Origin of the sequence: Nocardioides jishulii, from assembly GCF_006007965.1 — a bacterium.
Taxonomy (GTDB): Bacteria; Actinomycetota; Actinomycetes; order Propionibacteriales; family Nocardioidaceae; genus Nocardioides; species Nocardioides jishulii.
The window spans coordinates 3,148,821-3,164,314 of the sequence record NZ_CP040748.1 but is presented as its reverse complement, the minus strand read 5'-3'; the positions used below and the strand labels follow the sequence as shown (position 1 = coordinate 3,164,314).

General features: G+C 70.9%; 16 protein-coding genes and 3 pseudogenes. 10 read left to right on the top strand and 9 right to left on the bottom strand.

The window, feature by feature from the left end:
* Positions 1–33: 33 nt before the first annotated feature.
* The 5 genes and pseudogenes from radA to FCL41_RS17860 all read right to left on the bottom strand — a co-directional run.
* The gene (gene radA / locus FCL41_RS15095) at positions 34–1,431 is read right to left on the bottom strand and encodes a DNA repair protein RadA (RefSeq protein WP_138868071.1); all 1,398 of its coding nucleotides are present in this window, start codon (positions 1,429–1,431) and stop codon (positions 34–36) included.
* 55 nt (positions 1,432–1,486) lie between these two features.
* Positions 1,487–2,188, bottom strand: coding sequence for a class I SAM-dependent methyltransferase (locus tag FCL41_RS15090; protein WP_239021667.1), 702 nt, complete (start codon positions 2,186–2,188; stop codon positions 1,487–1,489).
* 29 nt (positions 2,189–2,217) lie between these two features.
* Positions 2,218–2,856, bottom strand: a complete 639-nt coding sequence (locus FCL41_RS15085; protein ID WP_137064858.1) for a VOC family protein — start codon at positions 2,854–2,856, stop codon at positions 2,218–2,220.
* 86 nt (positions 2,857–2,942) lie between these two features.
* A complete protein-coding gene (locus tag FCL41_RS17740) occupies positions 2,943–3,383 on the bottom strand; it encodes a DUF3109 family protein (protein WP_338088642.1) in 441 nt (146 codons plus the stop codon).
* 13 nt (positions 3,384–3,396) lie between these two features.
* Positions 3,397–3,756 (bottom strand): annotated as a pseudogene (locus FCL41_RS17860) (hypothetical protein); the annotation flags it as partial.
* A gap of 23 nt (positions 3,757–3,779) precedes the next feature.
* Here FCL41_RS17860 and FCL41_RS17840 point away from each other — a divergent pair.
* The 3 genes and pseudogenes from FCL41_RS17840 to FCL41_RS17830 all read left to right on the top strand — a co-directional run.
* Positions 3,780–4,517, top strand: a pseudogene (locus tag FCL41_RS17840) (Ppx/GppA family phosphatase); the annotation flags it as partial.
* A gap of 67 nt (positions 4,518–4,584) precedes the next feature.
* A pseudogene (locus FCL41_RS17835) lies at positions 4,585–4,638 on the top strand (hypothetical protein); the annotation flags it as partial.
* Positions 4,639–4,730: 92 nt separating this feature from the next.
* Positions 4,731–5,540: a sugar phosphate isomerase/epimerase family protein gene (locus tag FCL41_RS17830; RefSeq protein ID WP_137064861.1), complete on the top strand. Its 810-nt coding sequence runs from the start codon at positions 4,731–4,733 to the stop codon at positions 5,538–5,540.
* An 8-nt stretch (positions 5,541–5,548) separates the two neighbouring features.
* Here the strand turns inward: FCL41_RS17830 and FCL41_RS15070 are convergent, their stop codons facing one another.
* Positions 5,549–6,559 carry a S66 family peptidase gene (locus FCL41_RS15070; RefSeq protein ID WP_137064862.1) on the bottom strand — a complete coding sequence of 337 codons (1,011 nt, stop codon included), beginning with the start codon at positions 6,557–6,559 and terminating at the stop codon, positions 5,549–5,551.
* A gap of 64 nt (positions 6,560–6,623) precedes the next feature.
* Between FCL41_RS15070 and FCL41_RS15065 the strand changes: the two genes are divergently transcribed.
* The gene (locus FCL41_RS15065; RefSeq protein ID WP_137064863.1) at positions 6,624–8,006 is read left to right on the top strand and encodes an HNH endonuclease; all 1,383 of its coding nucleotides are present in this window, start codon (positions 6,624–6,626) and stop codon (positions 8,004–8,006) included.
* Positions 8,007–8,042: 36 nt separating this feature from the next.
* Here the strand turns inward: FCL41_RS15065 and FCL41_RS15060 are convergent, their stop codons facing one another.
* Both FCL41_RS15060 and FCL41_RS15055 read right to left on the bottom strand, forming a co-directional pair.
* The gene (locus FCL41_RS15060; RefSeq protein ID WP_138868070.1) at positions 8,043–8,897 is read right to left on the bottom strand and encodes a hypothetical protein; all 855 of its coding nucleotides are present in this window, start codon (positions 8,895–8,897) and stop codon (positions 8,043–8,045) included.
* Positions 8,894–9,409, bottom strand: coding sequence for a hypothetical protein (locus tag FCL41_RS15055; protein ID WP_137064865.1), 516 nt, complete (start codon positions 9,407–9,409; stop codon positions 8,894–8,896). The genes FCL41_RS15060 and FCL41_RS15055 overlap by 4 nt, the downstream gene beginning before the upstream one ends.
* A 191-nt stretch (positions 9,410–9,600) precedes the next feature.
* Between FCL41_RS15055 and proC the strand changes: the two genes are divergently transcribed.
* From proC to FCL41_RS15025, 6 genes are all read left to right on the top strand, one after another.
* The gene (gene proC / locus FCL41_RS15050; RefSeq protein ID WP_137064866.1) at positions 9,601–10,401 is read left to right on the top strand and encodes a pyrroline-5-carboxylate reductase; all 801 of its coding nucleotides are present in this window, start codon (positions 9,601–9,603) and stop codon (positions 10,399–10,401) included.
* Positions 10,402–10,495: 94 nt separating this feature from the next.
* Positions 10,496–11,683 (top strand): acetoin utilization protein AcuC, encoded by a 1,188-nt coding sequence (locus FCL41_RS15045; RefSeq protein WP_137064867.1) that lies wholly within the window; start codon positions 10,496–10,498, stop codon positions 11,681–11,683.
* Positions 11,684–11,925: 242 nt separating this feature from the next.
* The gene (locus FCL41_RS15040; protein ID WP_137064868.1) at positions 11,926–12,126 is read left to right on the top strand and encodes a helix-turn-helix domain-containing protein; all 201 of its coding nucleotides are present in this window, start codon (positions 11,926–11,928) and stop codon (positions 12,124–12,126) included.
* Between the two features lie 136 nt (positions 12,127–12,262).
* Positions 12,263–12,364 (top strand): 30S ribosomal protein bS22, encoded by a 102-nt coding sequence (locus FCL41_RS15035; protein WP_110241215.1) that lies wholly within the window; start codon positions 12,263–12,265, stop codon positions 12,362–12,364.
* Positions 12,365–12,376: 12 nt separating this feature from the next.
* The gene (locus FCL41_RS15030; protein WP_137064869.1) at positions 12,377–13,363 is read left to right on the top strand and encodes an NAD-dependent epimerase/dehydratase family protein; all 987 of its coding nucleotides are present in this window, start codon (positions 12,377–12,379) and stop codon (positions 13,361–13,363) included.
* The gene (locus FCL41_RS15025; protein WP_170970184.1) at positions 13,356–14,558 is read left to right on the top strand and encodes a lysophospholipid acyltransferase family protein; all 1,203 of its coding nucleotides are present in this window, start codon (positions 13,356–13,358) and stop codon (positions 14,556–14,558) included. Before FCL41_RS15030 ends, FCL41_RS15025 begins: the two co-directional genes overlap by 8 nt.
* An 18-nt stretch (positions 14,559–14,576) precedes the next feature.
* Here the strand turns inward: FCL41_RS15025 and FCL41_RS15020 are convergent, their stop codons facing one another.
* Positions 14,577–15,473: an HAD family hydrolase gene (locus tag FCL41_RS15020; RefSeq protein WP_137064870.1), complete on the bottom strand. Its 897-nt coding sequence runs from the start codon at positions 15,471–15,473 to the stop codon at positions 14,577–14,579.
* Between the last annotated feature and the right edge of the window lie 21 nt (positions 15,474–15,494).

Here is a 15,494-nt window from a genome sequence, read left to right as displayed (position 1 = left end):
ATGCCCTCGCCGGCGCCCTGTCGCGGCGCGTCGTCAGTCACCCTTGGTCAGGCGCAGCAGCCGCAGCGCAGAGGCGACGTCCTGCACGTCGAGCACCCGCATCCCGTCGACCGTCCACGACTCCGGCGAGCGGGACTTCGAGGGACCTCGCTCACCCGGCACGACCGCGACGCGGAACCCGAGCCGGCTCGCCTCGGCCAGTCGCTGTGGCAGGTCGCGGACGCGCCGCAGCTCACCCGCCAGGCCGATCTCGCCCATCGCCACCACGCCCGCGGGGGCGGCGACGTCGAAGCAGGCGCCGGCGACGGCCACCGGGATCGCGAGGTCGCTCGCAGGATCGACCAGCTTGGCCCCGCCCACGGTGGAGACGAAGACGTCGTGGTTGTGCAGCCGGATGCCGCAGTGCTGCTGGAGCACAGCGAGCACCATGGAGAGGCGCGAGGAGTCGACGCCCGACGTCGTACGCCGTGGGCGCTCGGCGGCCGTCGGGGTGACGAGCGCCTGCACCTCGGCGAGCAACGGCCGGCGGCCCTCCATCGTGACCGCGACGCAGGTGCCGGGCACCTGGGTGGAGTGGTGCTCCACGAAGAGGCCGGTCGGGTCGGTGACGGCGGTGATGCCCTCGGAGGAGAGGTCGAAGCAGCCGACCTCGTCGACGGGCCCGAAGCGGTTCTTCATCGCCCGCACCATGCGGAAGCGCGAGTTGCGGTCACCCTCGAAGTGCAGCACCACGTCGACCACGTGCTCCAGCACGCGAGGACCGGCGATGGAGCCGTCCTTCGTGACGTGTCCGACCAGGACGGTGGTGATGTTGCGGGTCTTGGCCATCCGCACCAGGGCCGCGGCGACCTCGCGCACCTGCGTGACCCCACCGGGAACGCCCTCGACGCCCGAGGCGCTGATGGTCTGCACCGAGTCGACGACGAGCAGGGTCGGTCGTACCTCCTCGATGTGCGTCAGCACCGCGCCCAGGTCGGTCTCGGCAGCGAGGTAGAGCTCGTCGTGGATCGCGTGCGTACGGTCGGCGCGCAGGCGCACCTGCGAGGCGGACTCCTCGCCGGTGACGTAGAGCGTGCGGTGGCGGGTGCGGGCGGTCTGCGCGGCCACCTCCAGCAGCAATGTCGACTTGCCGACCCCCGGCTCACCGGCCAGCAGGATCGCCGCACCCGGCACGAGCCCGCCGCCGAGGACGCGATCGAGCTCGGGGATGCCGCTGGAGCGGAAGGCAGCGTCCTCCACGGGCACCTGGCCGATCGGCACGGCTGGCGAGGTGACCGCGGCCAACGCCGTGCGGCCGGCAGGTGCGACCGAGGCGGCCTCGGCCACTGAGCCCCAGGCCTGGCACTCGCCGCAGCGTCCGACCCACTTCGCGGTCTCCCACCCGCACTCGGAGCAGCGGTAGGTGGTCCGGGTGCGGGTCGACTTGGTCATGCGAGCACGGTAGGGGAGGGCGCCGACAACTCCACCGTCCCCGGGCGCGCGGAGGTCAGAAGTGCTTCCACCACAGGTTGACCGCGTAGTCGACCGAGAGGCCGGAGGGGGCGTCGCCGTGCCGCTCGCGGTGCTCCGCGATCGCGGCCTCGGCCGTCGCGGGGTCGAACTCGATCCTCACGACCGCCTCCAGGTCGGCCCACGAGGAGAAGCGCCAGCCCATGTCGATGCTGCGACGCTGCCAGCCGTGCGAGGACCAGAAACGCTCGACGGCGACGGGGTCCACCATCGGGTAGCCACGACGGAACCAGGCACCGAAGGTCGAGCGGGTCGCGTCGTTGTCGATGACCATCGCGGTGCCACCACGGCGTACGACGCGGTCCAGCTCGGCGAGGCCGGGCTCGCTCCCGGGGCCGAAGAAGTAGGCCCAGCGCGCGTGCACCACGTCGGCCGAGGCGTCGGGCAGCGGGATCGCCTGCGCGGTGCCCGGCAGCACGCTGACGTGGGGCAGCGCCTTCGTGCGCCGGCGCGCGAGCTGCACCAGCGGCGGGTGCGGCTCGACGCCGATCACCTGCGCGGCGTCCTCGGCGAAGAACGGCAGGTGGAATCCGGAGCCGCAGCCCAGGTCGAGCACGGTCCGGGCGCGCCACGAGGCGGTCTCGCGCATCGCGGCGACGAGGTGGCCGTCAGGGTCGACGGCGCGGTTCTCGACCTCGTACGTCGCGGTGTGGTGCCAGATGTTGGGGCTCGGCCGCACGCCGTGCGGCGCCAGGCCCCGCCACGAGGTCAGATCCGGACCATCCCGTTGCGGGTCTGGAAGTGCGCGGCCATGATGCCGGGCGTGCCGCTCGGGGCGACCCAGTCGACCTTCACGTCCTCCAGCGGGTGCTCGACCGGCTGGCCCAGCCACTCGCTGACCCGCTGGGGGTCACCGGCGATCTCGATGGCCGAGAGGGCCGTGCTGCCGTCGGCACCGGCGCTCGGGTGGAGCTCCTTGCCAGTCTCCCACTGCACGAAGAAGGGGAGCTGCGGGTCGGAGATGAGGCCGTTGACGCCGACCTGCTTCCAGCGGAGCTCGACGCCATCGGGGCGACGGCGGTTGCCCTGCACGGCCTCGCGACCGAGGCGCTGCTCGGCGATCGCGATGTCGCGGACCTTCACGACCCAGCCGAGCCAGCCGCCGCCGAGGGCGGAGCGGGCGCGGACGGCCTGACCGAAGGGGGCCTTGTCGGAAGCCGGGTGGTCCAGAACCTCGACGATCTCGAGGTACGTGTCGTCCGCCAGCGCGAGCGTGCGGTTGCGGGTGCCGAATCGCGGGTGGACACCGCCGTCCACGAAATCGGCGCCGAGCAGTTCGCCCAGGCGCGCGGCTGTTCCTGCAAGACCGTCAGGGCCCGCGGCGTAGGAGAGGTGGTCAAGGCGCATGGTGAGATTGTTCCCACAGCCCAGATGTCAGACATAAACCGGGGTCTATGTCTCTTGACATCGAGGGTTGTGGTTGAAACAGGACCTCACGCGTGATGGCCGCGGCTGGCGGGATGGATCGCCAGTGCCGAGCGCGAGCGCAGGTGGGCCTCGCAGTGCTGGACCAGGGCGGCGTACGCCGGGGCGCCCATGAGCTCGGTGAGCTCGGCGGCGTGCGTCACGTAGACCGGGTCCGGGGCGACGTGGGCCTCCGTGTTGCCCGAGCAGTACCAGTCCAGGTCATGGCCCCCGGGACCCCAGCCGCGACGGTCGTACTCGCCGATCGAGATCTCCAGGTACGAGGTGTCGTCCGGCAGCTCGACGGTCCGGTAGGTGCGTCGGATCGGCAGCTGCCAGCAGACGTCGGGCTTGGTCTCCAGGGGGTTGCGACCGATCTGCAGGGCCAGGCCGTGCAGGGCGCAACCCTCCCCGCCGGCGAAACCGGGGACGGTTGGCGAAGACGCACGCCGGCTGGTCGTCGACCACACTCACCCGCGTCTTGCGCTCCCCGTCGTCGTCGAGCTCGACCCAGTCGCCCTCGGTGACCTCGCCGCCGGGGTGCTGCTGCCACTGGGTGGGGGTCAGCATCGCCACGAAACCGGCGACCCGCTGCTCGTCCTCGGCGTCGGAGAAGTGCGCGCCGAGGGTGCAGCAGCCGACGTCGGGGGAGGTGTCGTAGATGCCCGGGCACCCCCTGGCCGAAGATGCAGGTCCACGCCGAGGTGAGCCACGTGAGGTCGCACCGGAAGACCTGCTCGGCGTCGGCGGGGTCCGCGAACTCGACGTGGACGCGGGGAAAGACGAGGTCGACTTCGGGCACCTCGCGATTCTAGGTTCTGGGCGACCGTCCTCGGTCCGCACGATCCTCCGGGTAGGTTGGGAGCATGCGGTTGGGCGTCCTCGACATCGGTTCCAACACGGGCCACCTGCTCGTCGTGGACGCGCACGCTGGCGCCGCGCCGCTGCCCGCGTTCTCCTACAAGGTGCCCCTCCGCCTCGCCGAGCACCTGACTCCCGAGGGCTCGATGTCGTCCGCCGGGATCGAGGCCCTCACCGACTTCACCGCGGCCGCGATGGAGGTCGCCGAGGACAAGGGGTGCGAGGAGATGCTCTCCTTCGCCACCTCTGCGGTGCGCGAGGCCGACAACACCGACCAGGTGCTCGACCACGTCGCCGACAAGACCGGCACCCGCATCGAGGTGCTGTCGGGGGAGGACGAGGCACGCCTCACGTTCCTGGCCGTACGCCGGTGGTTCGGCTGGTCGGCCGGACGGCTGGCCGTCTTCGACATCGGGGGCGGGTCGCTGGAGATCGCCGGCGGCCCCGACGAGTCCCCGGACGTGGCGTGGTCGATCCCGCTGGGCGCAGCGCGCCTGGCTCGTGACTACTTCGGCGCCGACGCGCCCGACGAGGTGTCGCTGCGCAAGCTGCGCCGCCGCATCCGCTCCGAGATCGCCCGCGACGCCGGACACCTGCTGCGCCACGGGGCCCCGCACCGTGCCGCCGCCACCTCGAAGACCTTCCGCTCGTTGGCGCGCATCTGCGGCGCCGCGCCGTCCTCGGAGGGCCACCTCGTGCCTCGTACGCTGCGCCGCGACGACCTCGAGGCCTGGTTGCCGACGCTGATCGCGACGCCACCGGAGAAGATGGCCGACCTGCCCGGCGTCTCGCCGAGCCGCGCCCCACCAGATGGTGCCCGGCGCGCTCGTCGCCCTGGCCGTGATGGACATCTTCGACCTCCCCGAGCTCGAGATCTGCCCGTGGGCACTGCGCGAGGGCGTCATCCTCGAGCGCTTCGACCACATCAATCCTGGACCGACGGGGTACGGACTGACATGGCAATCACCGTGGGGCTCTCGACGGTCTCGATCTATCCCGAGTCGACGGCGGCCGGGTTCGCCTACGCGGCCCGGGTCGGCTACGACGCCGTCGAGGTCATGGTCGGCATGGACGGCGTCGCCCAGCAGACGGCCGCGCTCAAGCAGCTCTCCGACCACCACCAGATGCCGGTCTGCGCCGTGCACGCCCCGTGCCTGCTCTGGACGCAGCGGGTCTGGGGCACCGAGCCGTGGGGCAAGCTGCACCGCTCCGCCGCGCTCGCCCACGCGCTGGGCGCCCCGACGGTGGTCGTGCACCCGCCCTTCCGGTGGCAGAAGGACTACGCCGCCCGCTTCGAGGAGGGCATCGCCGACCTCGAGGAGTCGACGGGCCTGCACTTCGCCGTCGAGAACATGTATCCCTGGCGCGCGACCGCCGGCAAGCGCGGCGTCACGGCGAGCGGCATGTACCTGCCGCACTGGGACCCGTCGGCCGGCAACTTCGCGCACACCACCATCGACATCTCCCACGCGGCGATCGCCGGCGACGACGTGATCGAGATGGCGCAGCGGATGGGATCGCGCCTCCAGCACGTGCACCTCACCGACGGCACGGGCAGCGCCAAGGACGAGCACCTGGTGCCGGGGCGCGGGAAGATGGGGGCGGACAAGTTCCTCCAGCACATCTCCGAGACCAGCTTCGACGGCGCCGTCGTGCTGGAGATCAACACGCGCCGCTGCTCCTCGAAGGAGGAGCGGGTCGCTGACCTGCGCGAGTCGCTGGAGTTCGCGCGTACGCACCTGGGGCAGACCTCACCCCAGGCCTGAGCCTGCCGTCAGCGCAGCTCCTGACTCAGCGTGTGGTTGTCACCGTCGACGGTCACGGTGGCGAGCGCGCCGTTGACCAGCGGCAGGTGCGGCCCGACGTGGCCGATCTCCAGGTCGAACACGATCGGCAGGTCGAGGCGGCCGAGGGCGTCGAGCACGGCCTCGTCCTGCGTCATCCCGTTGCTGTCGGGGGCGCGGGTGCGGCCGATGAGGATGGCGTTGGCGTGCTCGAACCAGCCAGCCAGACGCATCGTGTGCAGGTGGCGGCAGACGGAGTACGCCGCGTCCTCGCACGCCTCGAGGTAGACGATGAGGCCGTCGTCGGCATGGCGCTGACCGAAGGCGGCGACGTCGCCGTACGCCGTGCCGGCGAGGTGCCCGACCGTCTCGACGCAGCCGCCGATCAGCCGCCCGCTCGCCGAGAGCGAGTCCGCACCGTGCAGGCGCCAGCTGCCCTCGCCGACCCCCCGCCACTCGACGGCGTGGGGCTCCGTGGCGAAGTCTCCCCAGGTGGTGACCTTCCCTGAGTCGCGCTGGAGGTGCGGCCCGGGAGAGGACGCGAGCTCCAGCCAGGACAGCAGCCCCGCGGGCGGGCGGTAGGGGGTGTCGGCGAGGTTGTCGCCGTGGATCGTCGCCCAGTCGAGGCGGGTCGTGATCGGGAGCAGCAGCGTCGAGAGGTCGGAGTAGCCGACCATCCACGTCGGCTCGGCCGCTGCGAGCGCGTCCCAGTCCAGCAGGTCGACCACGTCGATGGCGGTCTCCCCGCCCCACGGCGGCAGGACGCAGCGGATCGCCGGGTCGCACAGCATCGAGGTCAGCTCGGCCGCGCGCTGCTCGACCGGGGCGGAGGTCACGCCGCTGCCCTCGAGGCAGTCGCCCACGACGACCTCGTAGCCCTGCTCGCGGAGCCAGTCGATGCAGAACCGGATGCGGTCCATCCCCGCGCCGACCGCGCCTGCGGAAGGCGCCGTCACGCCGATGGTGTCGCCGGGATGCAGGGATGCGGGGAAGCGGGTCATGGGCCCATCGTGCCGTGTGATGCGGGTCCTGAAAACCGTCGGCGCCCTCCGGTTGAGTTGACCCATGGAACTCCCCTTCGCCCCCGACGACCTCGACGAGCGCTCGATGCTCGCGGCCGTCGCCGAGCGCCGCGACCTGGTCGCGCTGCTGGAGGTGGAGCAGCTCGAGTGGGTGCTGCGCTGGGCATACGCCCATCCCGCCCTGGGCGAGGGCGGTGTGCTCTCGGCCGACGAGTTCCCGGGCGGCGACGGTACGCCCGGAGTGGCCGCCTTCACGGCTGAGCCGCTGGCCGGTGCGTTGCGGGTGTCACCGGCGTCGGCGCAGGCGGTGGTGGCTGATGTGTTGGACCTTGCTCACCGGTTGCCCCGGTTGTGGGACCAGGTCCGGGCCCTGGAGGTGCCGGTGTGGAAGGCGCGGCGGATCGCGACGGCGACCCGCTCCCTGTCGCTGGCCGCGGCGCGATGGGTGGACCGCCAGCTGATCGGTGCGGCCGGTTCGATCGGCACGGCGGCGCTCGACCGTCTGCTCGACCTGGCCGTGGCCAGGGTGGACCCCGAGCCCGCGAAGAGCCGGGAGGAGGCCGAGCGCTCGCGGTGGGACGTGCAGCTCAACCACCCGCGCGACTGGGCCGGCACCAGCGAGCTGACGGCCGTCGGCGACACGGTGGCGTTGGGCGAGGTCCTGGCGCGTATCGATGCCGACGCCGCAGCCCTGGGCGAAGTCGGGGACGACGACCCAGCGGGCGCGCGACGCGTCAAGGCCCTGGTGCTGCTGGCCCGCCACGGCGCCGAGCAGCTGGCGATCGGGTTCGCTGCGGAGGGCGCCGGCGGCAAGGCTGGGAAGGGCGGCGGGCGTGCGGCCCGTGCTGCGCTCCAGCTGTACGTCCACACCTCGCTCGCCGATCTGGCGACGCTCGCTGCCGGGTTCGCGGGAAGCGCCAGCAGCGGCGAGGGGATCGCGATCGCGGAGGTCGAGCGGCTCGGGCCGATCACGAGCGACCTGCTGGGTCAGTGGCTCGGTCAGACCCATGGAAGCTGCCGCGTGAGTGTCACCCCCGTGCTTGACCTGGCGGACGCCTCGTGGAGTCCACGGCACGATCCGCCGCCACGGATGCGACGACAGGTGGTGCTCCGACACCGTGGCTGCGTCTTCCCGTTCTGCGGCCGCGATGCCCGTAGTGGCGACCTGGACCACGTGGTGCCGTGGGACCCAGACGATCCGTCGGGTCCGGGCACCACGCCGGACAACTTGGCTCCGCTCTGTCGGCGTCACCATCGGGCGAAGACGGAGGGTCGATGGAGGTACGACGTCGTCCCTGACCCCGTGGCCGGTCCGGACGGAAGGTCAGGCCACGCGCCCGACCACCTGTGGACGGGCCCCCACGGTCAGCTGTTCCTGATCAGCGGCGGCCGGACCGTCGAGGTCGGCAAAGTCCCGTACGACTGACCCCTGCGGTGACGGCTGCTCACGTGACCGCAGGGGTCACCGCACGAGGGTCGGGCGTGCCTCGAGGACGCGCAGGCTCTGCGGTGCGCCGGTGACGGTGTGGGTGGCGGGGATCTCTTCCCAGGGGCCGTTGTTGACGCGGTACTGACCTGTGTAGGTGACGTCGAGGCTCGGGCGGACGGTGGTGTCCGCGCGGGTGTACGCGTGGGTGACGGTCGCGTTCGGGTGGGGTGCCCCGGGGTCGGTGGTCGTGAGGGGAGCCCGATCGTCGGCGGTGCCGCCGTCGCCGGAGGTGGCCCAGCGCCAGGTCCACTCGGTGGGAGTGGCTTCGATCTCGACGGTCTGGCCGAGGAGGGTGACGGTCTGGGTCTGCTTGGCGGTGTCGTTGGTGAAGAAGATCGTGGGCAGGTTGACCAGGGTTTCGCCGTCGGGTGGCTGGATGGTCATGCGGGCGGCGGGCCAGGTGAGGCGCTTGAACTCGCGGGCGACGTCGGCAGCGGAGATGGTCTGGATGAGTTCGTCGGGCGAGGTGAGGCAGACGTCAACGACGTGCGTCCAAGCAGGTGGGGTGAGCCCGATAGGAGACCGCTGGAGCGAGTAGACAAAGCGGGCTTCGTTAGAGTCGCCGCAACCGATCATGTCGCACATGCCATCAGCGTCCAGTTCGCCCCGGCATTTGAGGGTCGCGCGATACAGGAACGAGGCGCCAGGCCCTGTGCCGTCCTTGTTGATTCGCTTCCGTGCTTCCTCTGCCGTCTCTGCGCAGACTGCTTCCACGTCCCCCAGGTCGCCTCCTGCGGAGCAGGTGCCGTCCTTTCCGTGGGCGGCTGGGACGGTCAGTGAACTGAGGGAGATGAACAGCGCGGCGACCGAAACGCCGACCCTGCTCACTGCGCCCTCTTCACGAAGGTGATGAAATTCCACTCACGGCCGTCTCGGGTAAGGGTCACGTCATACGTCCACGTTCCCCCGGAGAGTTGCTTTTCGGGAGCGTCTGCGGCCTCGCGGTACGTGGTTGGGGCGCTCTTGATTCTCACGTTGGCCAGGTACTGCCCCTGCACGGGTTCGCCTACTTTCACGGCGATGATCCGTCGGCCCTCGGTCTTGGCGCCGCCTCCGGCCTCGTAGTACGACTCAACGGTGTCTGCCGCTTGAATGCATGGATCACAGGACGCGGTCATCTCTCGCCACGAGTTCGGCTCCCCGGCAATCAATCGGTTGTATTCGTCGTTCCACCGTTCGATGAACTCCTCCGCCGTCTCCTCCCCCGCGACCGACGGCGAAGCCGCCGGCTTCTCGAACTTCGGCTGCGGATCCGCCTCCGCACACCCGGCGAGCAGCAGGGTGAGCGACAGCAGCCCGGCGCAGAGGAGGGGGCGGAGGGTGGACGTACGGCGTCGCATGGAGGACCTTTCCCGAGGTGACCTGTCCGAGGTGACTCCTCGGGAGCGTAGGGAAATCGACGCGCGTCGGGGGGTGCGTCCACGCTCGCCTGTGGAGATCCGCGCCTGAGCGAGGGGCGGGAGGCCCACAGTTCCCCATTTCGGGTGACGTCCGACCACGGCCGTCGGCGACTACGGGCACAATGACCCGCATGACGAAGACCGCGATCCTGGGTGCCGGTGCGATGGGTGAGAGCGTGCTCGCCGGACTGATCCGTGCCGGACGTCCGCTCGACTCCCTGCTGGTGGGGGAGAAGCGTGAGGCCCGCGCCCGCGAGCTCACCGAGAAGCACGGCATCGAGGTCGTCGACAACGTCGCCGCCGCCCAGCAGGCCGACACCCTCGTCGTCGCCGTGAAGCCGCAGGACGTCGCGTCCGTCCTGGGCGAGGTCGCCAGCAGCCTGCGCGCCGGTCAGGTCGTCATCTCACTCGCCGCCGGCGTCACCATCGCGACCCTCGAGGGCCTCGTGCCCGAGGGCGTCGTCGTCATCCGCGTCATGCCCAACACCCCCGCCCTCGTGGGGGAGGGCATGTCGGTCATGTCACCCGGCTCGGCGGCCACCGCCGCTGACCTCGCCGCGGCGGAGCAGCTGCTCAGCGCCTGCGGTCGCGTCCTGACGCTCCCCGAGAAGCAGATCGACGCGGTCACCGCGATCTCGGGCTCGGGCCCGGCCTACGTCTTCCTCGTCGCGGAGGCCCTCATCGAGGCCGGTGTCCACCTGGGGCTGGCGCGCGACGTCGCCACCGAGCTCGCGGTGCAGACCCTGCACGGCTCCGCCACGATGCTGCGCGAGACCGGGACCCACCCCGCGCTCCTGCGCGAGCAGGTCACCTCGCCCGGCGGCACCACCGCCGCCGCCCTCGCCCAGCTGGAGCAGCACAGGCTCCGGTCGGCCTTCGTGGAGGCCACCGCTGCGGCCCGTGACCGTTCGGTGGAGCTCGCCGGCTCCTGACCGATCGCGCGCGCCGCCCCCAGCGCGCCGTCTACCAGTGCCCACACTGAGGGACGTGAGATGCGCGGCACATCCAACGAGTACCGTCCCACCCATGGTGGAGTGTCACGGCCCGGCGACCGTCGTCTTCGACAAGTCGCTGACGGAGTACAACTTCGGCCCTGAGCACCCGATGGCTCCCATCCGCGTCGACCTCACGATGCGGCTGGTCGAGGAGTTCGGCCTCACCGACAACGGTCTCCAGCTGGTGCCCGCACCGATGGCCGACCTGGAGCTGATCGCCAAGGTGCACTCGGAGTCGCTGATCGAGGCGGTCCAGCGGGTCGGCACCACCCAGGGCCTGGTCGACCACGCCCACGGCCTCGGCACCGACGACAACCCCGTCTTCCTCGACATGCACCACGCCTCGGCCCACGTGGTCGGCGCCAGCGTCGAGGCGTTCCGCCAGGTGCACAGCGGCGAGTCGTTGCACAGCGCCAACATCGCCGGCGGCCTCCACCACGCGATGCCCGACCGCGCCAGCGGCTTCTGCATCTACAACGACGTCGCCGTCGGCATCACCTGGCTCCTCGAGCAGGGGGTCGAGCGCATCGCCTACATCGACGTCGACGCCCACCACGGCGACGGCGTCGAGAAGATCTTCTGGGACGACCCGCGCGTGCTCACCGTCTCCTTGCACGAGACCGGTCAGATGCTCTTCCCCGGCACAGGCTTCCCGTCCGAGACCGGCGGCGACGGCGCCGAGGGCAGCGCCGTCAACGTCGCCCTGCCGCCCGGCACCGCCGACGCGGGCTGGCTGCGCGCCTTCCACGCGGTCGTCCCGCCCCTGCTGCGCGAGTTCCAGCCCCAGGTGCTGGTGACCCAGCACGGCTGCGACTCCCACATGGAGGACCCGCTCACCCACCTCATGCTCAGCGTCGACGGTCAGCGAGCGGCGTACGAGGCCCTCCACGACCTCGCCCACGAGCTCACCGAGGGCAAGTGGGTGGTCACCGGCGGTGGCGGCTACTCCGTCTCGTCAGTCGTGCCGCGCGCGTGGACGCACCTGCTGGCGATCATGGCGGGCCAGCCCATCGACCCGCAGGCCGACACTCCCGTCGAGTGGCGCACCTACGTGGCGTTGCAGCGGCACGAGCAGGTGCCGTTCCGGATGACCGACGGCCGCGTCCCGGCCTACCGCGACTGGCGCGAGGGCTACGACCCGGAGGCGTGGCTCGACCGGGCGATCCACGCCACCCGCATGGAGGTCTTCCCCCTCCACGGGCTCGACCCGCAGCCCTGATCCCCAGCCCTTGATCGGCACGTCCCGGCCGGGGCGCTCCCACTCGGCGAACCACAACGGTGCAACTCGAAGTGAGTACCCCAAATTGGGTTAAATCAATGCGACACGCCGTGTTATGGGCACTTTGCCGAAGGTTCTTCTTCCCCACTGGTCACACAAGGCCTATCCTCGGCTCACGCGCCACACGTTTGTGACACCGGTGGGGAAGCCGGTGCCGTGCGGCCTAGAAGGATCGGTGTGCCATGGTGAATCCGTCGGACATGTCGGACATCAAGTTCCTGACGATCGCCGAGGTCGCCGCAGTGATGCGCGTCTCCAAGATGACCGTCTACCGCCTCGTGCACAGCGGCGAGCTGCCCGCCGTGCGCGTGGGCCGCTCGTTCCGGGTCACCGAGGACGACGTCAACGAGTACCTGCGCAAGAGCTTCTTCAACGCCGGCTGAAACCGCGCGCCGGCGACGGCTCGGCCCCTCCACCCGTGGAACCAGTTTCTGCTGGGAGCGGCCGGGCCGTTAGGCTGGTCTGGCTCGACGGGTCGACCGGCTCGCTCGGCCCGTTGTACGTGTGAAAGGTGGTCCCATGGGATCTGTCATCAAGAAGCGCCGCAAGCGTATGTCGAAGAAGAAGCACCGCAAGCTGCTCAAGAAGACGCGCGTGCAGCGTCGCAAGCTCGGCAAGTAAGACCCAGCGGCCATGGGGAGGGTCGTGCTGGTCACCGGGATCTCCCGGGACATCGGGCGCCGTTTTGCGCGCCACGCAGCAGCCGACCCCTCCATTGACCGCGTCATCGGTGTGGACGTCGTCCCACCACGCGGTGACATCGGCGACGTCTCCTTCGTCCGTGCCGACATCCGCAACCCCGTCATCGCGAAGGTCATCGCTCGTGAGCAGGTCGACACCGTCGTCCACATGAGCGTGATCGCGACCCCCGGCAGCTCCGGTGGCCGCAACGCGATGAAGGAGCTCAACGTCATCGGCACGATGCAGCTCCTGGCTGCCTGCCAGAAGGTCGAGACGGTCAAGCACCTGGTCGTGAAGTCGACGACCACGGTCTACGGCGCCAGCAGCCGCGACCCCGCGATGTTCACCGAGGACATGGGGCCCAAGTCGGTCCCGCGTTCGGGCTACGCCCAGGACGTCTACGAGATCGAGGGGTACGTCCGCGGCTTCGCCCGCCGTCGCCCCGACGTCCGCGTCACCACGCTGCGCTGCGCCAACGTCATCGGCCCGCACGTGGTCAGTCCGCTGACCAACTACCTGCGCATGCCGTTCGTGCCGACCGTGTTCGGCTACGACCCCCGCGTGCAGTTCCTGCACGAGCGCGACCTCTTCGCGGTGCTGCGCCACGCCGCCACCACCGACGTCGCCGGCACGTTCAACATCGCCGGTGACGGGATGCTGCTGCTCTCCCAGGTCATCCGTCGGCTCGGCAAGGCCAACGTCCCGATGCCCGGATTCGCGATCGGACGCACCGCGAGTGCCCTGCGTTCGGCCCGACTGGCGGACTTCTCGCGTGAACAGCTGGCCTTTCTGACCTACGGTCGTGGGGTGGACACCACCTGCATGCGCGACGTCCTGGGATTCACTCCCCAGTGGACGACGAAGGACGCCCTCGCAGACTTCGCCAAGAGTCTGGAGGCGGAGTCCACCCCGGCCACGGCAGGAGCGCGTCGTGCCTGAGGCAGAGATCATCCCCATCGGCACCAACGGGCAGCCCGGCCGTGGCACCGGGCGTACGAAGCCCTCGGCGGCTGCCCGCGGTCTGGCTCGTGGAGCCTCCCGTGCCCAAGGTGCCCCTCGGCCGCCCGCCGCCTCACGCGGCGCCAAGCCGGGCCAGCCCTCGTCCGCCGCGGCCGGGAACGGCACGCCGAAGCCTCCAGCCCAGGACGCGAGGCGCGAGCCCTCTGCCGCGCCGACCGCTGCCGCATCGAAGGCGCCTCGGACCTCCTCCACCACCACCCACGACCGCGGGTCGATCCCCGGGATCCCCCTGGCCGACTGGACCGCAGCCATCGAGGCCGGCGCCCGCGAGGTCCTCGGCGGCGACTGGGAGCGTCGGCTCGCCGAGCTGATGGCGTTCACGCGCCGGCGCCTCGAGGGCAAGTACGACATCGACGACTTCGGCTTCGACCCCGAGCTCACCGAGCGCCTGCTCCTCGCCATGCTGCGCCCGCTGGCGGAGAAGTGGTTCCGCATCGAGGTGCGCGGCATCCAGAACATCCCCGAGGAGGGTGGCGCCCTGGTGGTCTCCAACCACTCGGGCACCATCCCCGTCGACGCGCTGATGACGATGGTCACCGTGCACGACCAGACGGGTCGCTTCCTGCGTCCGCTCGGCGCCGACCTCGTCTTCCGCCTCCCGCTGGTCGCGGCGATGGCTCGCCGCCTCGGTGCCACGCTCGCCTGCCAGGCCGACGCGGAGCGGATGCTGACCAGCGGTGAGCTCGTCGGCGTCTGGCCCGAGGGCTTCAAGGGGATCGGCAAGCCCTTCAGTGAGCGCTACAAGCTGCAACGATTCGGTCGTGGCGGCTTCGTCTCCGCGGCGCTGCGCACGGGCGTACCGATCGTCCCGCTCTCGGTGGTGGGTGCCGAGGAGATCTATCCGATCGTCGGAAACCTCCCGACGCTGGCGCGGATGCTCAACCTCCCGTACCTCCCGGTCACCCCGTTCTTCCCGCTGCTCGGCCCGCTGGGACTGGTGCCGCTTCCGTCGAAGTGGTTGCTGGAGTTCGGCGAGCCGATCCGCACCGACGCCTTCGACGAGGCCGAGGCGGAGGACCCGATGCTGGTCTTCAACCTGACCGACCAGGTGCGCGAGACGATCCAGCAGACCCTCTTCTCGCTGCTGCTGGAGCGCGACTCCGTCTTCGGCTGACCCGCCAGCCGGCCCGGCTCAGCGGTGGCGGTCGCGGGCGGCCAGCCCGGCGGCCACGCCGCCGGCCACCACTCCGCCGACCGCTCCGGCGAGCAGGCCGAGGCGCGCGGCCCGGCGACCGGTCCGGTAGTCGCGGACCTCCCACCCGTGGCTGCGCGCGTGGTGGCGCAGGTCGGAGTCGGGGTTGATCGCCACGGGGTGGCCGACCAGCTCCAGCATGGGCAGGTCGTTGATGGAGTCGGAGTAGGCCGAGCACCGGGCCAGGTCGAGTCCCTCCCGCTCGGCGAGCGCCAGGATCGCCTCCCGCTTGGCGGGGCCGTGGAGCAGGTCGCCCACCAGGCGACCCGTGTAGACGCCGTCGGGGTCGCGTTCGGCGACCGTGCCCATCGCGCCGGTCAGCCCGAGCCGGCGGGCGATGGTCGAGGCGATCTCGACCGGCGCCGCGGTCACGAGCCACACGCGCTGGCCCTGGTCGAGGTGCATCTGCGCCAGCGCACGCGTGCCCGGCCAGATGCGGTGTGCCATCGCCTCGTCGAAGATCTCCTCGCCCAGCTCCTCGAGCTCGGCGCCGGTGTGGCCCTTGATGAAGCCGAGGGCGGACTCGCGGGTCTCCGCGATGTGGTGGGGGTCCTCGACGCCGACGAAGCGGAAGTACGCCTGCTTGTAGACGGCGCCGACGATGTCCTTCGTGCCGAAGAACTTGCGCTTGTAGAGGCCCTTGGCGAGGTGGTAGATGCTCGCGCCCTGCATCACCGTGTTGTCGACGTCGAAGAAGGCGGCGGCGCGGTCGTCCTGCGGGAGCGACAGCGCGTGCTCCACCTCGGCGGTGGCAGCGGCTGCCTCGCCGGCGAGCGCCGATCGCCGACGCAGGTCCTGTGGCCGTGCGGGCGGCCGGTGCTTCTCCGACTGGGTCACCGTCCCAGACTAGGTGAGAGG

Excerpts from the sequence above, each read along its gene's own strand:
- FCL41_RS15085 (WP_137064858.1), bottom strand. The coding sequence starts at position 2,856 with ATGCGCCTTGACCACCTCTCCTACGCCGCGGGCCCTGACGGTCTTGCA.
- FCL41_RS17830 (WP_137064861.1), top strand. The coding sequence starts at position 4,731 with ATGGCAATCACCGTGGGGCTCTCGACGGTCTCGATCTATCCCGAGTCG.
- FCL41_RS15055 (WP_137064865.1), bottom strand. The coding sequence starts at position 9,409 with ATGCGACGCCGTACGTCCACCCTCCGCCCCCTCCTCTGCGCCGGGCTG.
- FCL41_RS15035 (WP_110241215.1), top strand. The coding sequence starts at position 12,263 with ATGGGATCTGTCATCAAGAAGCGCCGCAAGCGTATGTCGAAGAAGAAG.
- FCL41_RS15045 (WP_137064867.1), top strand. The coding sequence starts at position 10,496 with ATGGTGGAGTGTCACGGCCCGGCGACCGTCGTCTTCGACAAGTCGCTG.
- FCL41_RS15065 (WP_137064863.1), top strand. The coding sequence starts at position 6,624 with ATGGAACTCCCCTTCGCCCCCGACGACCTCGACGAGCGCTCGATGCTC.
- proC (WP_137064866.1), top strand. The coding sequence starts at position 9,601 with ATGACGAAGACCGCGATCCTGGGTGCCGGTGCGATGGGTGAGAGCGTG.
- FCL41_RS15040 (WP_137064868.1), top strand. The coding sequence starts at position 11,926 with ATGGTGAATCCGTCGGACATGTCGGACATCAAGTTCCTGACGATCGCC.
- radA (WP_138868071.1), bottom strand. The coding sequence starts at position 1,431 with ATGACCAAGTCGACCCGCACCCGGACCACCTACCGCTGCTCCGAGTGC.
- FCL41_RS15070 (WP_137064862.1), bottom strand. The coding sequence starts at position 6,559 with ATGACCCGCTTCCCCGCATCCCTGCATCCCGGCGACACCATCGGCGTG.
- FCL41_RS15030 (WP_137064869.1), top strand. The coding sequence starts at position 12,377 with ATGGGGAGGGTCGTGCTGGTCACCGGGATCTCCCGGGACATCGGGCGC.